A 15,418-nucleotide genomic window follows, 5' to 3' on the forward strand; every position below is an offset into this window, starting at 1 on the left:
AGGTTCCCCGATCCTGCGTTGCGCCGCTTGCGGGTAGAACCACTACCCGCTGCACGACGCGCCTTGTCTCGGAAAACCTGGGGTACCAACGCGAGGGTGTACATTGACCAGTGTTTCCTTGAGCGGCGCAGTTTATAGCACAATGCTAAATTACGCTCAAAAATATCCCGAGCCCCGCACTCGGCCAAGGATGCCCCCCGCCCCATGGAACCCCGTTTTCGCGAGACCGCCTTTATCAAGGGCGTTGCCCAGGTCGAGCAGCTGCCGCCCGATGACGGCATCGAGATCGCCTTCGCCGGGCGCTCGAATGCCGGCAAATCCAGTGCCCTGAACGCCCTGTGCGGGCGCAAGGCCCTGGCCCGGGTAGGCCGCACGCCCGGGCGCACGCAGGAGATCAACCTGTTCGCCCTGCCGCCGGATGAGGCATGGCGGCTGGTGGATCTGCCCGGCTATGGCTACGCGAAGGTATCCGCTGGCCAGCGCCAGCACTGGGACCGGCTGCTGGGGGATTACCTGCAGTCGCGTGAGTGTCTGGCGGGGCTGGTGCTGATCATGGACATCCGCCGCCCCCTGACCGAACTCGACCGTCAGCTGCTGGAGTGGGTGCCACTGGAGCGCTGCCAGTTGCACTGCCTGCTGACCAAGGCCGACAAGCTCTCGCGGCAGGCGGCCGACAAGCAATTGCACGCCACTCGGCGTGAGCTGGAAGGGCTGGGGATCGAGGCGACGCTGCAGACCTTTTCTTCATTGAAGAGCCAGGGGGTCGACGATCTGCGCGGCCTGCTGACCGAGTGGCTCCAGCCGGTCGAGGAATAACGGGCACGGGCCACTCGGCCTTGGCGCCATGAACCCCAGACAAAAAAAATGCCCCGGCCTTGGGGTAGGACCGGGGCAAGATTTGGCCTCGACAGGGGGGAGCGAGGCCTGCCCGCTCAGGGAGAGAAGCGGGCTCGCGCTGGGCTAGAGCGCTTGTAGGATGAGAAAGCATTTGCGGCCTCAAGTTCCACGGGTGCGCGCAAATGAACGTGATTGGCTTCACACTCCTGAATGCAACGGTCCTGTGGCTGTTCCCGTCAGTCATCGTTTCCCTGGGACTGGGCATGCTGCCCCAGGGTCTCGACCAGTTCGGCCGCACTGGTCCCGTGAGGGTGAATCTCCAGCAAGTCGCCTTCGGGCCCGATGAGATAGGTCGATGAACTGTGGTCGATGATGTCGCCCATCGCCGAATCCGTTGCGCGGCGTTCGTAGAAGACACCATAGCGCTGAGCGGCGGGCTTCAAGTCTTCTTCGGACCCGGTGGCCGCGTGAATGTCGGCATGAAAATGGGCCACGTAATCGGCCAGGCGGTCCTCGGTATCTCGCTCCGGATCGACGCTGATAAACACACCGTTCACCTGGCCCTGCAACTCTTCCGGCAAGCGGTTCAGCGCCCCGCCAATCCACCCCAGGCTGGTCGGGCAGGCATCCGGGCAGCTGGTATAGCCGAAATACAGCCAGACGTACTGGTCCGCGTAATCGTCCAGGTCGAAGCGCTCCGCGTGCGTGGCGACCGGCAGCTCGATCGGTCCGCCCTGTACCTCGTCGGCGATGGGCAGTTGCGCATGACCTGCAAGATCGCGCGGCGGCGGCTCGCCCGGCTCCAGAGTGACATACACCAGCAGAGCACCTGCGGCGACCACCGCGAAGGCCCAGAAGAGACTGCTGACGGGAATACGGTTCATAAGGGGTTCATCAGTGATCGCGGGCAGTGACAAAGCGGAATTGTACGAAGGCGGCCTCGGATTTGCCTGCCGGCATCGCGGTGGCTGCCCAGGTCATGGATTCGGTGGTACAGATCGGCAGCGTGGTCGTGCCGCGGTAGTGGCCATCGCCGGTGTGTTCCAGGCGCGGGCGCTGGTAGCCCATATACATCTCGACTCCGGCCAGGTCCAGCTCCAGGGCCTCAGGGTTGTTCAGCGCGGTCTGCGCCGCGGTATCCAGCTGCAGGTCCAGCGTCAGCTCCCGCAGCATCGGGACCGGGCGCGGCGTGATCTCCAGGCGCACCTCGCCGCCCTGTGCCAGGGCGGTGCTGCAGGGACCGGCATTCAGGTCGCAGGCCTGCGGCTGGACGATCGGCACCTCGGCGGCGCCACTGTCCAGGTAGCGTTCGGCCAACATCCAGGCGCTCGCGAGCAGCAGCAGTGCGACCAGCCAGGCTGCGATCCGGTTGAAACGGTGGGTGAGCATTAACGAGTGTTTCCCTAGTGGGCGTCGTCCCAGTTGGCGCCGACGCCGACGTCCACGACCAGTTCCACGTCCAGGTCGGCGGCCCCGCTCATGGCCTTGCGTACCAGCGTGGTCAGGTCCTCCACCGCCGCGTCGGCTACCTCGAACACCAGTTCGTCGTGCACCTGCATGATCATGCGGGCGTCAATCCCGGTGTCCTCGAGGTCGTGCGCGACCCGTACCATCGCGCGCTTGATGATGTCGGCGGCCGTGCCCTGCATCGGGGCGTTGATGGCCACGCGCTCGGACTGCTGGCGCCGCGCCCCGTTGCGGCTGTTGATCTCCGGCAGGTACAGGCGGCGGCCGAACAGGGTCTCTACATAGCCGTTCTCGCGCCCGGAGGCGCGCGCGCGTTCCATATAGTCGTGCACGCCGGGGTAGCGATTGAAATAACGGTCGATGTATTCCCGCGCCTCGCCCTGTTCGATGCCGAGGTTGCGCGCCAGGCCCCAGGCGGACATGCCGTAGATCAGGCCGAAGTTGATCGCCTTGGCCGCCCGGCGCTGATCACCGGAGACCTGCTCCGGGTCCAGCCCGAAGACCTCGGCGGCGGTCGCGCGGTGGATGTCCTGGCCCTCGGAAAAGGCCTTCAGCAGGCCTGCGTCCTGCGACAGGTGGGCCATGATGCGCAGCTCGATCTGCGAGTAGTCCGCCGCCAGCAGCTGGTGGCCCTTTTCCGCGATGAACGCACGGCGGATGCGCCGCCCGGCCTCGGTACGTACCGGGATGTTCTGCAGGTTCGGCTCCGAGGATGACAGCCGCCCGGTGGCCGCCCCCGCCTGGTGATAGGAGGTGTGCACCCGCCCGGTCTCCGGGTGGATGCGTCGCGGCAGGGTCTCGGTGTAGGTGCTGCGCAGCTTGGACAGGCCGCGATGCTCGAGGATCAGGCGTGGCAGGGGATAGTCGTCCGCCATCTGCTCCAGCACATCCTCGGCGGTGGAAGGCTGGCCCTTGGGTGTGCGCCGCAGCACCGGCAGGCCCAGGCGCTCGAACAGGATCTCCTGGATCTGCTTGGGCGAGCCGAGATTGAACTCGCCCCCGGCCTCCTCGAAGGCCTCGCGCTCGATGCGCTCCATCTCGGCCAGCAGCTCCTGGCTCTGCTCCCCGAGCCGATCCGGGTCCACCTTCACACCCACGCGCTCGATATCCGCCAGCACCGGGACCAGCGGCATCTCGATCTCGCGGTAGACAAATGCCGGGCCTTCGGCTGCCTGCAGGCGCGGCTGGAACACCGCATCCAGCTGCAGGCAGATGTCGGCATCCTCGCCGGCGTAATCGGTGGCGATGCCGACATCCACCTCGGCGAACGGGATCTGCTTCGCCCCCTTGCCGGCCACGTCCTCGTAGTGCGTGGTCTTGTAGTCCAGGTGGCGTTCGGCCAGGGAGTCCAGGTCGTGGCGGTTGGCGCCGGCGTCCAGGCAGAACGACTCGAGCAGGGTGTCGTCGACGATCCCGCGCAGGGTGATGCCGTGATTGCCCAGTACGTTGCGGTCGTACTTCAGGTGGTGGCCCAGCTTGCCGTGGCTGTCCGACTCCAGCCACGGCTTCAGGCGTTCGAGCGTCTCCACGAGCGGCACCTGCGGATCGGCATCCGGCCCGGTGTGGGCCAGCGGCAGGTAGTACGCGGTGCCCGGCTCGAAGGCGAAGGACATGCCAACGATCTCCGCGCGCATCGCATCGAGGCTGGTGGTCTCGGTATCGAAGGCGACCCGCTCGGCCTTGTCCAGACGCTCCAGCAGTTCGGCCAGTTCGGCCTCCTCGCGGAGCGTCCGGTAGTCGCCCTTCGCCTGCGACGGGCTTGGGTTGCCCCCGTTGTCGCCGGCCGCGGCCTCGCCGCCCTCCAGCTCCGCGCGCCAGCGGGTGAAGCCGTAGCGGCGCACCATCTCCAGCAGGCGCTCGTGATCCGGCTCGCGGATGTTCAGGTCGTCGGGGCCGGCGTCCAGCTCGACATCGCGCTTGACCGTAATCAGCTCGCGCGAGGTGGGCAGGCGCTCGGCCGCGGCGCGCAGGTTCTCGCCGATCTTGCCGCCGATGTCGTCGGCCTGTTCCAGGATAGTGTCGAGATCGCCGTACTGTGCGATCCACTTGGCCGCCGTCTTTGGGCCGACCTTGTCCACGCCGGGGATGTTGTCGACGCTGTCGCCCATCAGCGCGAGGTAGTCGACGATCTGTTCCGGGGCGACGCCGAACTTCTCCTGCACGCCCTCGCGGTCCAGCGTGACCCCGCTCATGGTGTTGACCAGGGTGATGCGCTCATCTACCAGCTGCGCAAGGTCCTTGTCGCCGGTGGAGATCACCACGTCATGCCCGGCGCGGGCCGCCTGGTCGGCCAGGGTCGCAATCACGTCGTCGGCCTCCACGCCCTCGACGCACAAAAGCGGCAGGCCCATCGCCCGCACCAGTTCATGCAGCGGCTCGATCTGGGCCGCCAGCTCCTCCGGCATCGGCGGACGGGTGGCCTTGTATTCCGGGTAGATGTCGTCGCGGAAGGTGGGGCCCTTCGCGTCAAACACCACTGCCATGTGTTCCGGGCCGTAATCCGCGCGCAGCTTGCGCAGCATGTTCGCCACACCAATCATTGCGCCGGTCGGGGCGCCGTCCGGCGCAGTCAGCGGCGGCAGGGCATGGAAGGCCCGAAACAGATAGGACGAGCCGTCGACAAGGACGAGGGGCGGTTGCGACATGAAGCGAAATCCGGACGGGCGAAACCCGGGATTCTACCGCGGGAGGTGCGCCATTTGTGCAGGGGTGGGGTGGCCGTTACGCTAGGCCTCTGTATTGACCGGAAACCCTGAATGAACGACCACGAACGCGCCGAGCACCCCGGCCTGCGCCCGATTGACGATTCCGCCCTCACCCGCGAGAGCTGGAAGATCTTCCAGATCATGGCGGAGTTCGTGGAGGGCTTTGAGCGCCTGGCTCATATCAAGCCATCGGTAAGCATTTTCGGCTCCGCCCGCTTCCCGCCCGGCCATCCGCATTACCAGCTGGGCGAAGAAGTCGCCCGCCAGCTGTCGGACGCCGGCTTTGCGGTGGTCAGTGGGGGTGGTCCCGGCATCATGGAGGCGGCCAACAAGGGCGCCTTTGCCGGGCGTTCGCCCAGCATCGGTCTGAACATCCAGCTCCCCCACGAGCAGAGTGCCAACCCCTATCAGGACATCGGCCTTGGCTTTCGCCACTTCTTTTCGCGCAAGGTGATGTTCGTGAAGTATGCCTCCGCCTATGTGGTCCTGCCGGGCGGGTTCGGCACGCTGGACGAGCTGGCGGAGATCCTGACGCTGGTGCAGACCGGCAAGACCCGGCGCATCCCGATCGTGCTGGTCGGCTCCGAGTTCTGGAAGGGGCTGCTGCACTGGTTCGAGGACACTCTTGTGTCCGAAGGCACAATCGACGCCGAGGACCTGAAGCTATACTCGTTGGTGGATGCCCCGGAAGACGTGGTGGACGTGATCTTCGAACACTACGAGGCACGCAGCTTCGAGCCTTCCGCGGAAGAAAAGAAACGCATGATGGAGCTGTGAGCATGGCCGCTAAATCCACCCATTCCACCCGCTGTCCTGTCGCTATCCTGGCCGGCCTGTTGCTGGTGCCGGCCCTGGCCTTCGCCCAGGAAGAGCGCGAGTGGGACGATGCCCCCCCGCCGCCCGAGATGCCGGACGAGGCGGAGGCCGACCCCGCGCCACCCGTACTCGACGAGCGCGCGCGCGAGCAGCGCGGGCTGGAAGAGGCCGATATCGTAATCATTGAGCGCGACGGCGAGACCCGGCGCGAGTACCGCATGGGAGGGCAGCTCGTGATGGTCGAGGTCATCCCCGCGGTCGGTCCTTCCTATTACCTGATTGACAGCACCGGCGACGGCCTGCTCGATCGTCGCCAGCGCGAGCTGGAACCCGATTTCGTCCCGCCGTCCTGGGTGATTTTCCGATGGTAATGAGCGAACACGAGCTCCAGGCCTGTGCCGAGGCCTGCGGGGTGAGTATCGAATTTCGCGAAGGCGAGGCACTGCTGGCGGGGCAACCCGTGCAGTGCCTGCGCCTGTCGGCGGATGCCGCCGCCGGCATCGAGGCCGCCCTGAACGACGCAGGCCGTGCCCCGCTGGCCACGGGCGGTGCTGATGGCGAGCGGATCCTGCTGCTCGATCGCGGCCAGCCATTGCGTGCAGCCCTGTCCGCGGAGGGGCCTGGCAGCCTCGAGGCCCTGGGGCAGCGCGCCGCGGAGTGGCAGGCCCGGCACCCGGCGAGCGCGATGCCGGAGGCCACGGGTTATCGCCGCGGCGTATTGCAGCAGCTGTTGCGAGAGCGCGCCGATGCCCTGGGCCGGGATCTGTCGGCGGACGAACGCGCGACGCTGGATACCGAGTTGCACCATCAGAGCCTCTATCGTTTCGAGGACCTGCCGCTGGCCGGGAGCTTCTGGCAATCGGTGCGGGTCTACCCGGAAGGGGCGGGGCTCGCGGATCTGGTAATGCCGCCGGCGCCGGTGCCCGCCTTCTGGCAGATCGCGCGTCTGGCGCTGGCGATCGCGGTGGACGAGGCGGGCGAGATTCGCGGCGACACCTACCGCGCGTTGCTGGCCGGCTATGATGCCAAGCGGTCGCTGGCGGCGATCGAGCGCGGTGCGGCGCCCACGCTGCTGCGTCTGGCTGCACTGGAGGACTGGATGGCCCGGCGCGAATCCGGTGCGACGGGCGAGGGCGAGCGCCAGCGCCTCGTCGCGCTGCAGGGGCAGGCCGCCCGTGTACAGGGACTGTGGGTGCGCGCCGCCTAAGCGGCCCGGGGTATCGACCCAAGGAGATCGGCGATGAACAAGGTCTGGGTGCTGTTTCTGATCGCGATGTGCCTGCCGGCGCTGACCCAGGCCGAGGTCTACCGCTGGACCGACGACCAGGGCAACGTGCATTTCGGTGATCGTCCCCCCGAGGGCCGGGACAGCGAGCCGGTCGATATCCGCGAGCCCATGCGGGCCGTCCCGCTGGAGGGCGCGCGCGAGATCCTTGAGCGCCCGGTTCGGCCTCCGCAGGAGGAGGCCGAAGCCAACGGCTACGAGCGCATCGCGATCACGCAGCCGGAGGACGGATCCGGCGTGCGCGCCAATGATGGCAATGTCACCGCCGAGGTTGCGCTGGAACCGGCGCTGGACGTCGAGGCCGGACATCGCATCGTCTGGTTGCTGAACGGCGAGGAGGCCGGCGACAGCAGCGACCCGAGCATCACCTTCGAGGGGCTGGATCGCGGCGAGTACAGCCTGCAGGCCCGGGTGGAGGACGAGACCGGGCAGGAGCTCGCCAGCAGCGACACCATCCAGTTCAATGTCCTGCGTATCGCGATCCCGCGCGAACAGCAGCAGCAACAGCGCCCGCAGCAGTTCCCCGAGGGCGGGGCGCCACAGGCACCCCGGGCCCCGCAGGCCCCGCGCGCACCGCAGCCCCAGATCCCGCAGGTTCCGCCGAATTAACCTGCGCACTGTTTGTGTGCGCAGCCTGCCCCAAGTTGGTGCTCTTTTTGCACTATAATGGGGCGGCAGTCGGTGGTTGCCCCTGAAGGAACTCGCCTGGCCGCTGTTCTGCACGCGGAGGGTCCGCCCCGCGTGGCGCCCTGTTTGGCGTGATTCCTGCTTGAGGCCCGTTGATGAACAATCCCGCCGCCAAGTCCGTCCCGGCCCCCTGGCCCTGGTGGGACGACCTGTCCACCGCCGTACTGGTGACGGATGGCGAGTTGCGCCTGGTCAGTCTGAACAGTGCGGCGGAGGTTCTGCTGGGGCTCAGCCGCGAGCGCATTGTCGGCCACGGGCTGGGGCAGTGGCTCAGGCTCGACCGCAGCCTGTCCAGTCGGCTGCGGTCGGTGCTGTCGCTCGATCAGCCAATGACCCTGCGCGCCCGGCAGATGGAGCCATTGCGCGCCGACCCCTTCCTGGCAGACATCACCATCACGCCGCTGCATGGTGACGATGACCAGGGGGCACAACTCCTGTTCGAGCTGAATGCCATTGATCGCCACGAACGTATCAGCCGCGAGGAGCAACTGCAGAAACAGCAGGCCATCACGCGTGCGGTGACCCGTGGGCTGGCCCACGAGATCAAGAACCCGCTGGGTGGCCTGCGCGGGGCGGCGCAACTGCTGGCCAGCGAGCTGGACGATGACGGGTTGAAGGAATACACCGGCATCATCATTCGCGAAGCGGATCGGCTGCGCGGCCTGGTCGATCGCATGCTCGGGCCTCACAACCTGCCCCGCCTCGAGGCCGTGAACCTCCACGAGGTGCTGGAGCACGTGCGCGGTCTCGTCAGTGTGCAGCTGCCCCTGGGCCTCAAGATCCGCGGCGACTACGATCCGAGTATCCCCGATGTGCAGGCCGACCGGGACATGCTGGTGCAGGCCATCCTGAATCTGGTGCAGAACGCGGTGCAGGCGCTCAGTGATGGCGGCGAGATCACACTGGTCTCGCGCGTGCTGCGCCAGTACACCATTTCCGGCCATCGTCACCGGCTGGTGGCGCGCCTGAGCGTGCGCGACAACGGACCCGGCATCCCCGAGGAGATCCGCGAGCGCATCTTCTTCCCGATGGTGACCGGTCGCGCCGCCGGCACCGGGCTGGGACTGCCCATCGCCCAGAGCCTGATCCAGCTGCACAACGGGCTCATCGAATGCCGTTCGCGTCCGGGCAGCACCTCGTTCGACATCCTGCTGCCGATCGAACCCCAAGATGCCCAGGAGGCCAACGACTGATGGACCCCATCGTCTGGATCATCGACGACGACGACTCGATCCGCTGGGTGCTGGATCGCGCCCTGCAGCGTGCCGGTATCCAGGTGCGCGGATTCGAGACGGCCGATGCCGCCTGGGCCGCGCTGGAGACCGACGAGCCCCCGGATACGGTGGTGGCCGACATCCGCATGCCGGGGCTGAACGGTCTCGATTTCCTCGCCCGGATGCAGACCCGTCCGGATCCGCCGCCGGTGATCATCATGACCGCGTTCTCGGATCTCGAGAGCGCGGTCGGGGCCTACCAGACCGGGGCCTTCGAGTACCTGCCCAAGCCGTTCGATATCGACGATGCCGTGGCCCTGGTCCAGCGTGCCCTCGAGGCACGCGCCACCGCACAACAGAACGCGGAGGGCAGCGCCAGGATCGAGGACACCCCCATCATCGGCGAGGCGCCGGCGATGCAGGAGATGTTCCGCGCGATCGGGCGTCTGTCGCGCAGCAACATCACCGTGCTGATCAACGGCGAGTCCGGCACCGGCAAGGAGCTGGTCGCGCGTGCCCTGCACCAGCACAGCCCAAGGGCCGACCAGCCGCTGATTGCCCTGAACACCGCCGCGATCCCGAAGGATCTGCTGGAGAGCGAGCTGTTCGGCCATGAACGGGGCGCCTTTACCGGCGCCAGCCAGAGCCGCAAGGGCCGCTTCGAGCAGGCCGACGGCGGCACGCTGTTTCTCGACGAGATTGGGGACATGCCGTTCGACCTGCAGACGCGCCTGCTGCGGGTGCTGGCGGACGGAACCTTCTATCGCGTCGGCGGGCACACCCCGATCCGCGTCGATGTCCGCATCATCGCCGCCACCCACCAGGATCTCGAGGAACGCGTCCGCGCCGGGCTGTTCCGCGAGGATCTGTTCCATCGCCTGAACGTGATCCGCATCCATGTCCCGTCGCTGCGCGAGCGCCCGGAGGACATCCCGCTGCTGGTGCAGCACTTCATGGCCGAGGTGGCGTGCGAGCTGGGGGTAGAGCCGAAGACCATGCGGCCGGAGGTGGTGCGTGAACTGCAGCGCCTGCCCTGGCCGGGCAATGTCCGTCAGCTGGAGAACACCTGTCGCTGGCTCACGGTCATGGCCTCGGGTCGCGAGGTGCACCTGGACGACCTGCCTGCCGAGCTGCATCAGGAGACGCAGCCCGCGCAGTCCCACGGCAACCTGTCGGACGCGACGATGGCCGCGCCGCGTGACTGGACCAGCGAGCTGGCCCAGGTGGCCCGGCAGCACTGGCAACAGGGCGAGCGCGACCTGCTCGGCCGTGTGCTGCCGCAACTGGAACGCACGGTGATTCGCGAGGCGTTGAATGTGACCGGCGGGCACCGCCAGCAGGCCGCTGCCCTGCTGGGCTGGGGTCGCAACACCCTGACCCGGAAAATCCAGGAGCTGGGTCTCGACGACGATTAAGGAAACACATAGTGAGTGTTTCCTTAAGCCGAGTCAGGTCGTCGGGTCTTCCGGGGCCGGGGCGGCGCAGGCGGAGATCGCGCTGTTGAGCTGCAGGGTTCCGGTCAGCTCGCTGACCTGCTGGATGCCGTGGCGATCCATGTAGTCGCGGATGCCGTCCAGGATCTTCGGAAGGCACAGCGGGTCGTAGAACAGCCCGGTCCCGACACCCACGGTGCTGGCGCCGGCGATCAGGAATTCCAGCGCGTCGCGCGCGGTCAGCACGCCGCCCTGGCCGATGATCGGCACGTTGTGCGGTGCGGCCACCTGATAGACCTGCTGCACCTTCAGCAGCGCAATCGGCTTGATCGCCGGGCCGGAGAGTCCACCCTGGTTGTTGCCGATCACCGCGCGGCGGTTTTCCACGTCGACGGCCATCCCCATCAGGGTGTTGATCACGGCGAAGCCGTCAGTCCCGGCCTCGATGCAGCGGCGCGCGTTTTCGGCAATGTCGGTCTGGTTGGGCGAGAGCTTGGTGATCAGCGGCTTGGAGGTCACCGAGCGGCAGGCCTCGACCACGCGCGCGGACATCTCCGGGTCGTTGCCGAACGCCACGCCGCCCTCTTTCACGTTGGGGCAGGAGATGTTGATCTCGATGGCATCGATCGGCGAGTCGTCGAACCGCCGGGTGACCTCGATGTACTCCTCGATGGTCGAGCCGGAGACGTTGGCGAAGAACCGCGTCTCCTCGAAATCGAGCGCGGGCAGGATCTCGTCCACTACCCGGTCCACGCCCGGATTCTGCAGGCCGATCGCATTCAGCATGCCGTCGGGCGTCTCGTAGACGCGGTGCGGCGGGTTGCCCAGTCGCGCCTGGCCGGTCGTACCCTTCAGGCAGATCGCACCCGCGTCGCGGTTGGAGAACCCGGCGACCCGGGTGTATTCCTCGCCAAAGCCGACACAGCCGGACAGCAGCACCAGCGGCGTGTTCAAATGCAGCCCGCAGAAATCGACGGCCAGCCGCGGATCGGTGCGCGAATCACTCATGCTTCACATCGTCCTTTATGAACCGGAAATCCCGCCGAACACGGGCAATATTATTCGTCTGGCGGCCAACACCGGGGCGGCGCTGCACCTGATCCATCCGCTCGGCTTCGAGCTGGACAGCGCCCGGGCGCGCCGCGCCGGGCTCGACTATCACGAGCTGGCCCGGGTGCAAGAGTATGACAGCCTCGAACAGTGGCGGGAATCGGTCCGGCCGCAACGCGTGTTCGCCCTGACTACGCGCGGTCAGGCCCGTTACGATCAGGCCGGGTTCCAGTCCGGCGATGCCCTGTTGTTCGGCCCCGAGACCCGCGGCCTGCCCCGGGCGGATCTGGATGCGCTGCCTCCGGAACAGCGATTGCGCCTCCCGATGCAGCCCCACAGCCGCAGCCTGAACCTCTCCAACGCTGTGGCCGTCGTTGTCTACGAGGCCTGGCGCCAGCTCGGGTTTCCGGGCGGGTTGTAGGAAGGCCGTACGGCACAGGCAGGAGATCGTGCTTTGTTCTAAGCTTGACGGCGAGGCTCATCGCTGCGGGACCCCGGCCGGGTGACCCCCGCGGCTCCAACCAACAAGGGGTTCGGGATTCATGTTTTCTGTTCTGCGATCGTTCAGTCTGCTGGCCGCGGCCAGCCTCGTCGCCGCGCCGCTCGCGGCGGACGAACCCACCGGTGCCGACAACTGGTGGTGGGATGACGGCTGGTGGGAGGACGGTGTTCTGTATTCCGACCTCGAGAATCACGAAGTCGAGATCGAGCGGTTCGAATACGAGCGCGACGGCGTGGACATCCCGGCCATGGTGGCGCGTCCCGCCGATGGCGAGGCCTACCCCGCGATCCTCTGGGCCCATGGTCGGCGAGGCCTGGACGATCTGGCCGAGCTTCATGTGAAGCGCCTGGCGGCGCGGGGCTTCGTGGTGCTGGCTCCCGACATGTATACCGGCCGTTTCATGGAGAGCCACCCGCTGGATCATGACTACGAGCTGGAAGGCGACTTGAACAAGGGGTTGGACGTGCTGCTCGAGCGCGACGACATCGTGGGTGATCGCGCCTGCCTGGTCTCCATTACGCGCGGGGGCTACAAGACCCTGAAGGTCGCCGTGACCTACGAGCGGCAGGTCGAGGATGCTGCCTGCTGGGCCGGTTACTACCCGCACCTGCAGGATCCGAACCTCGGCGAGCCTCACCAGGTGTATCGCTATGCCAACGAGGTGAACCAGCTCGAGATCCCGATGATGGTGCTGATTGGCGAGGAGGAGCAGTATCAGCGCCACCGCACCGCGAAGATGGCCGCCGACGGGCTGGAAAGCCGCGGCGGTGATGTGACCTGGATCGAATATCCAGGCGTTGGCCGCGGCTTCGATTTTCGCAACGGCAACAACCGCACCTTCGCCGACGACCTGGCCTCGCGTGACGCGATGATCCGGGTCACCCGCTTTGTGAACCAGCATCTGCGCGACTGAGTTCTGCCTCGACCCCCTCTCTGGCCGGCGAACCGGCACCGCTAACCCATCGGGTGGGCGGTGCCGTTGTGCCGTCGACTCACTCCATTCAATAAGTCTTTGATAATACAATTAAACGTTTCCGTGCGCAGAGTGCGGAATTTGCTATCTTCGGGCCTTACGTTACTGAGATGCCCGGTCGTTGCGCGGCCGATTCATGGTTGCTACGCACTTAAAGTCGCAGAAGGAGGACGAAGATGGCCAAGGTTCTGATCGCCCAGGGTGGAGGCCCGACGGCGGTAATCAATCAATCCATGGTGGGCGCGGTCCTGGAAGCCCGGAAGTTCACCGATGTCGAGCTGGTATACGGGGCCTTCCATGGGGTCCGCGGGATCATCGACGAGGAGTTCCTGGACCTGACCCAGGAGACCACCCACAACCTGGAGATGGTTGCGCAGACGCCCTCGTCCGCCCTGGGCTCCACGCGGGACAAGCCGGACCTCGACTACTGCAAGGAGATCTTCAAGGTCCTGAAGGCCCACGAGATCACCTACTTCTTCTATATCGGCGGCAACGACTCCTCGGACACGGTACGGATCGTCAGCGAGGAGGCGCGCAAGGCCAACTACCCGATGCGCTGCGTGCACATCCCGAAGACGATCGACAATGACCTGGTGGAGAACGACCACACGCCGGGCTTCCCCTCGGCAGCGCGCTTCGTGGCCCAGGCCTTTATTGGCGCCAACCTCGACAACTATGCCCTCCCGGGGATCTACCTGGCGGTCGTCATGGGCCGTCATGCCGGATTCCTGACCGCGGCCTCCGCTCTCGGGAAGAAGTTTCCGGACGACGGACCGCATCTGATCTATGTGCCCGAACGGGTATTCGAGGTTGACCGCTTCCTGTCGGACGTCAAGGCGACCATGGACCGTCACGGCCGCTGTGTGATCGCGGTCAGCGAGGGCATCCACGACGCGGAGGGCGAGCCGATCGCGACCAAGCTGGCCAAGGACGTGGAGAAGGATGCCCACGGCAACGTGCAGCTCTCCGGTACCGGGGCACTGGCCGATATGCTCTGCGACGAGATCCGCAGCAAGCTGGGGGTCAAGCGCGTGCGCGGCGATACCTTCGGCTACCTCCAGCGTGCCTTTATTGGCTGTGTCTCCGATGTCGACCAGCGCGAGGCCCGCGAGGTGGGCGAGAAGGCCGTGCAGTTCGCGATGTGGGAGGGCCGCGACGGCTCGGTCGCGATCAAGCGTACCGGCTTTTACTCGGTGGACTACGAGTACGTCCCGCTGGAGGCCGTCGCCGGCAAGACCAAGGTGATGCCGGACGAGTTCATCGATGCCTCGGGCACCGATGTCACCGATGCCTTCCGCATGTATCTGCGCCCGTTGCTGGGCTCGGGCATGCCGGATGCCTATCGCCTGCGCAAGAACAAGGTGACCAAGGTGCTCGGTCGCTAGCAAAAAGCCCCTGGTCCCGTGTCCGGGGGCGGGGCAGCAGGCGTGGGGCCGCGGCCCCGTTTACAACGACCCGCCCGGTATTCCGGGCGGGTCGTTCTTTTAGCCCAGGGCCTTGAAGATCTGGTCGCGGATCTCTTCCACCGACCCGGTCCCCTTGATGTGGACGTACTTCGGTGCGTCGGGGTCGCCGCTGTCCGCCCATTTCGAGTAGAAATCCACCAGCGGCCGCGTCTGGCTGTGGTAGGCCTCCAGGCGCTTGCGCACCGTCTCCTCGTTGTCATCCTCGCGCTGGATCAGGTCCTCGCCCGTGACGTCGTCCTTGCCTTCGACCTTCGGCGGGTTGAATTCGATGTGATAGGTGCGACCCGAACCGGGGTGCACTCGGCGCCCGCTCATGCGCCGGATCACCTCTTCGTCGGGGACATCCACCTCCACCACAAAGTCGAGCGGCACGCCCTGTTCCTTCAGGGCTTCGGCCTGCGGGATGGTGCGCGGGAAGCCGTCGAACAGGAAGCCGCTGTCGCAGCAGTCGGGCTGTTCCACGCGTTCCTTGACCAGGCCCAGGATGATGTCGTCGGACACCAGGCCGCCTGCATCCATCACCTCTTTGGCCTTCAGACCCAGGGGGGTGCCTGCCTTGACGGCTGCACGCAGCATGTCACCGGTGGAGATCTGCGGGATGTTGTACTTCTCGCAGATGTACTGGGCCTGAGTGCCCTTGCCGGCGCCGGGCGCCCCCAACAGAATCAGTCGCATGCTCTCGCTCCTATGAGGAGTGGGTGGTTGTGCTATGGTCGCGGCAGACACTCCCGAGCCGCGCAAGTTACAGTACAGGGGTTGTGGTTGTGGGTACAACCCTGCCTGAACGGCCCTGCCGCCGCACCGCCTGCAAGGGAAACACTGATGAATGTACACACTCGCGTTGGTACCCCAGGTTTTCCGAGGCCAGGCGCGGTGCGCAGCGGGTAGTGGTTCTACCCACAAGCGGCGCAACGCAGGATCGGGGAACCTGGGGTGCCAACCCCGAAGGGGCTCGGCCGCCCGTTGTTATCAAAAACGGGCGC

Annotated in this window: 15 protein-coding genes; 10 read left to right on the plus strand and 5 right to left on the minus strand. The window is 66.4% G+C overall.

The genetic code is table 11. The annotated features are described in order from the left end of the window. Nucleotides 1-204: 204 nt before the first annotated feature. A complete protein-coding gene (gene yihA / locus G372_RS0100645) occupies nt 205-816 on the plus strand; it encodes a ribosome biogenesis GTP-binding protein YihA/YsxC (protein WP_018863276.1) in 612 nt (203 codons plus the stop codon). 257 nt (nt 817-1,073) lie between these two features. Here the strand turns inward: yihA and G372_RS0100650 are convergent, their stop codons facing one another. The 3 genes from G372_RS0100650 to polA are packed head-to-tail and all read right to left on the minus strand — an operon-like array spanning nt 1,074 to nt 4,949. After that, nucleotides 1,074-1,721: an SCO family protein gene (locus G372_RS0100650; RefSeq protein ID WP_018863275.1), complete on the minus strand. Its 648-nt coding sequence runs from the start codon at nt 1,719-1,721 to the stop codon at nt 1,074-1,076. A 10-nt stretch (nt 1,722-1,731) separates the two neighbouring features. Then, complete coding sequence (locus G372_RS0100655; protein ID WP_018863274.1) at nt 1,732-2,226, minus strand: hypothetical protein; 495 nt, start codon at nt 2,224-2,226, stop codon at nt 1,732-1,734. A 14-nt stretch (nt 2,227-2,240) separates the two neighbouring features. After that, nucleotides 2,241-4,949: a DNA polymerase I gene (gene polA, locus G372_RS0100660; protein ID WP_019623848.1), complete on the minus strand. Its 2,709-nt coding sequence runs from the start codon at nt 4,947-4,949 to the stop codon at nt 2,241-2,243. Between the two features lie 111 nt (nt 4,950-5,060). Between polA and G372_RS0100665 the strand changes: the two genes are divergently transcribed. The 6 genes from G372_RS0100665 to ntrC all read left to right on the plus strand — a co-directional run bounded on the left by G372_RS0100665 (nt 5,061) and on the right by ntrC (nt 10,426). Further along, the gene (locus G372_RS0100665; protein ID WP_018863272.1) at nt 5,061-5,786 is read left to right on the plus strand and encodes an LOG family protein; all 726 of its coding nucleotides are present in this window, start codon (nt 5,061-5,063) and stop codon (nt 5,784-5,786) included. A gap of 2 nt (nt 5,787-5,788) precedes the next feature. Beyond that, nucleotides 5,789-6,196, plus strand: coding sequence for a DUF2782 domain-containing protein (locus tag G372_RS0100670; RefSeq protein ID WP_018863271.1), 408 nt, complete (start codon nt 5,789-5,791; stop codon nt 6,194-6,196). Further along, a complete protein-coding gene (locus G372_RS0100675; protein WP_019623847.1) occupies nt 6,196-7,032 on the plus strand; it encodes a protein kinase family protein in 837 nt (278 codons plus the stop codon). Before G372_RS0100670 ends, G372_RS0100675 begins: the two co-directional genes overlap by 1 nt. Before the next feature lie 33 nt (nt 7,033-7,065). Next, on the plus strand, nt 7,066-7,719 hold the full coding sequence (locus tag G372_RS0100680; protein ID WP_019623846.1) for a DUF4124 domain-containing protein: 654 nt from the start codon (nt 7,066-7,068) through the stop codon (nt 7,717-7,719). A gap of 173 nt (nt 7,720-7,892) precedes the next feature. After that, entirely contained in the window at nt 7,893-8,990 is a 1,098-nt protein-coding gene (gene glnL, locus G372_RS0100685) for a nitrogen regulation protein NR(II) (protein WP_019623845.1), read from the plus strand. Next, complete coding sequence (ntrC, locus tag G372_RS0100690) at nt 8,990-10,426, plus strand: nitrogen regulation protein NR(I) (RefSeq protein WP_020008804.1); 1,437 nt, start codon at nt 8,990-8,992, stop codon at nt 10,424-10,426. Before glnL ends, ntrC begins: the two co-directional genes overlap by 1 nt. A gap of 33 nt (nt 10,427-10,459) precedes the next feature. Here ntrC and G372_RS0100695 read toward each other — a convergent pair whose 3' ends face one another. Next, nucleotides 10,460-11,452: a dihydroorotate dehydrogenase gene (locus G372_RS0100695; protein ID WP_019623843.1), complete on the minus strand. Its 993-nt coding sequence runs from the start codon at nt 11,450-11,452 to the stop codon at nt 10,460-10,462. Between G372_RS0100695 and G372_RS0100700 the strand changes: the two genes are divergently transcribed. The 3 genes from G372_RS0100700 (at nt 11,451) to G372_RS0100710 (ending at nt 14,354) form a co-directional block, all read left to right on the plus strand. Continuing rightward, nucleotides 11,451-11,915, plus strand: a complete 465-nt coding sequence (locus tag G372_RS0100700; protein ID WP_019623842.1) for a tRNA (cytidine(34)-2'-O)-methyltransferase — start codon at nt 11,451-11,453, stop codon at nt 11,913-11,915. The genes G372_RS0100695 and G372_RS0100700 overlap by 2 nt on opposite strands. A gap of 121 nt (nt 11,916-12,036) precedes the next feature. Beyond that, the gene (locus G372_RS0100705; RefSeq protein WP_018863264.1) at nt 12,037-12,909 is read left to right on the plus strand and encodes a dienelactone hydrolase family protein; all 873 of its coding nucleotides are present in this window, start codon (nt 12,037-12,039) and stop codon (nt 12,907-12,909) included. Nucleotides 12,910-13,145: 236 nt separating this feature from the next. Then, nucleotides 13,146-14,354, plus strand: coding sequence for a 6-phosphofructokinase (locus G372_RS0100710; protein WP_018863263.1), 1,209 nt, complete (start codon nt 13,146-13,148; stop codon nt 14,352-14,354). A 99-nt stretch (nt 14,355-14,453) separates the two neighbouring features. On the opposite strand, the gene adk is transcribed toward G372_RS0100710, so the two are convergent. Then, nucleotides 14,454-15,110: an adenylate kinase gene (gene adk / locus G372_RS0100715; RefSeq protein ID WP_018863262.1), complete on the minus strand. Its 657-nt coding sequence runs from the start codon at nt 15,108-15,110 to the stop codon at nt 14,454-14,456. Nucleotides 15,111-15,418: the final 308 nt, after the last annotated feature.

The organism is Thioalkalivibrio thiocyanoxidans ARh2, assembly GCF_000385215.1.
Lineage (GTDB): Bacteria > Pseudomonadota > Gammaproteobacteria > Ectothiorhodospirales > Ectothiorhodospiraceae > Thioalkalivibrio > Thioalkalivibrio thiocyanoxidans.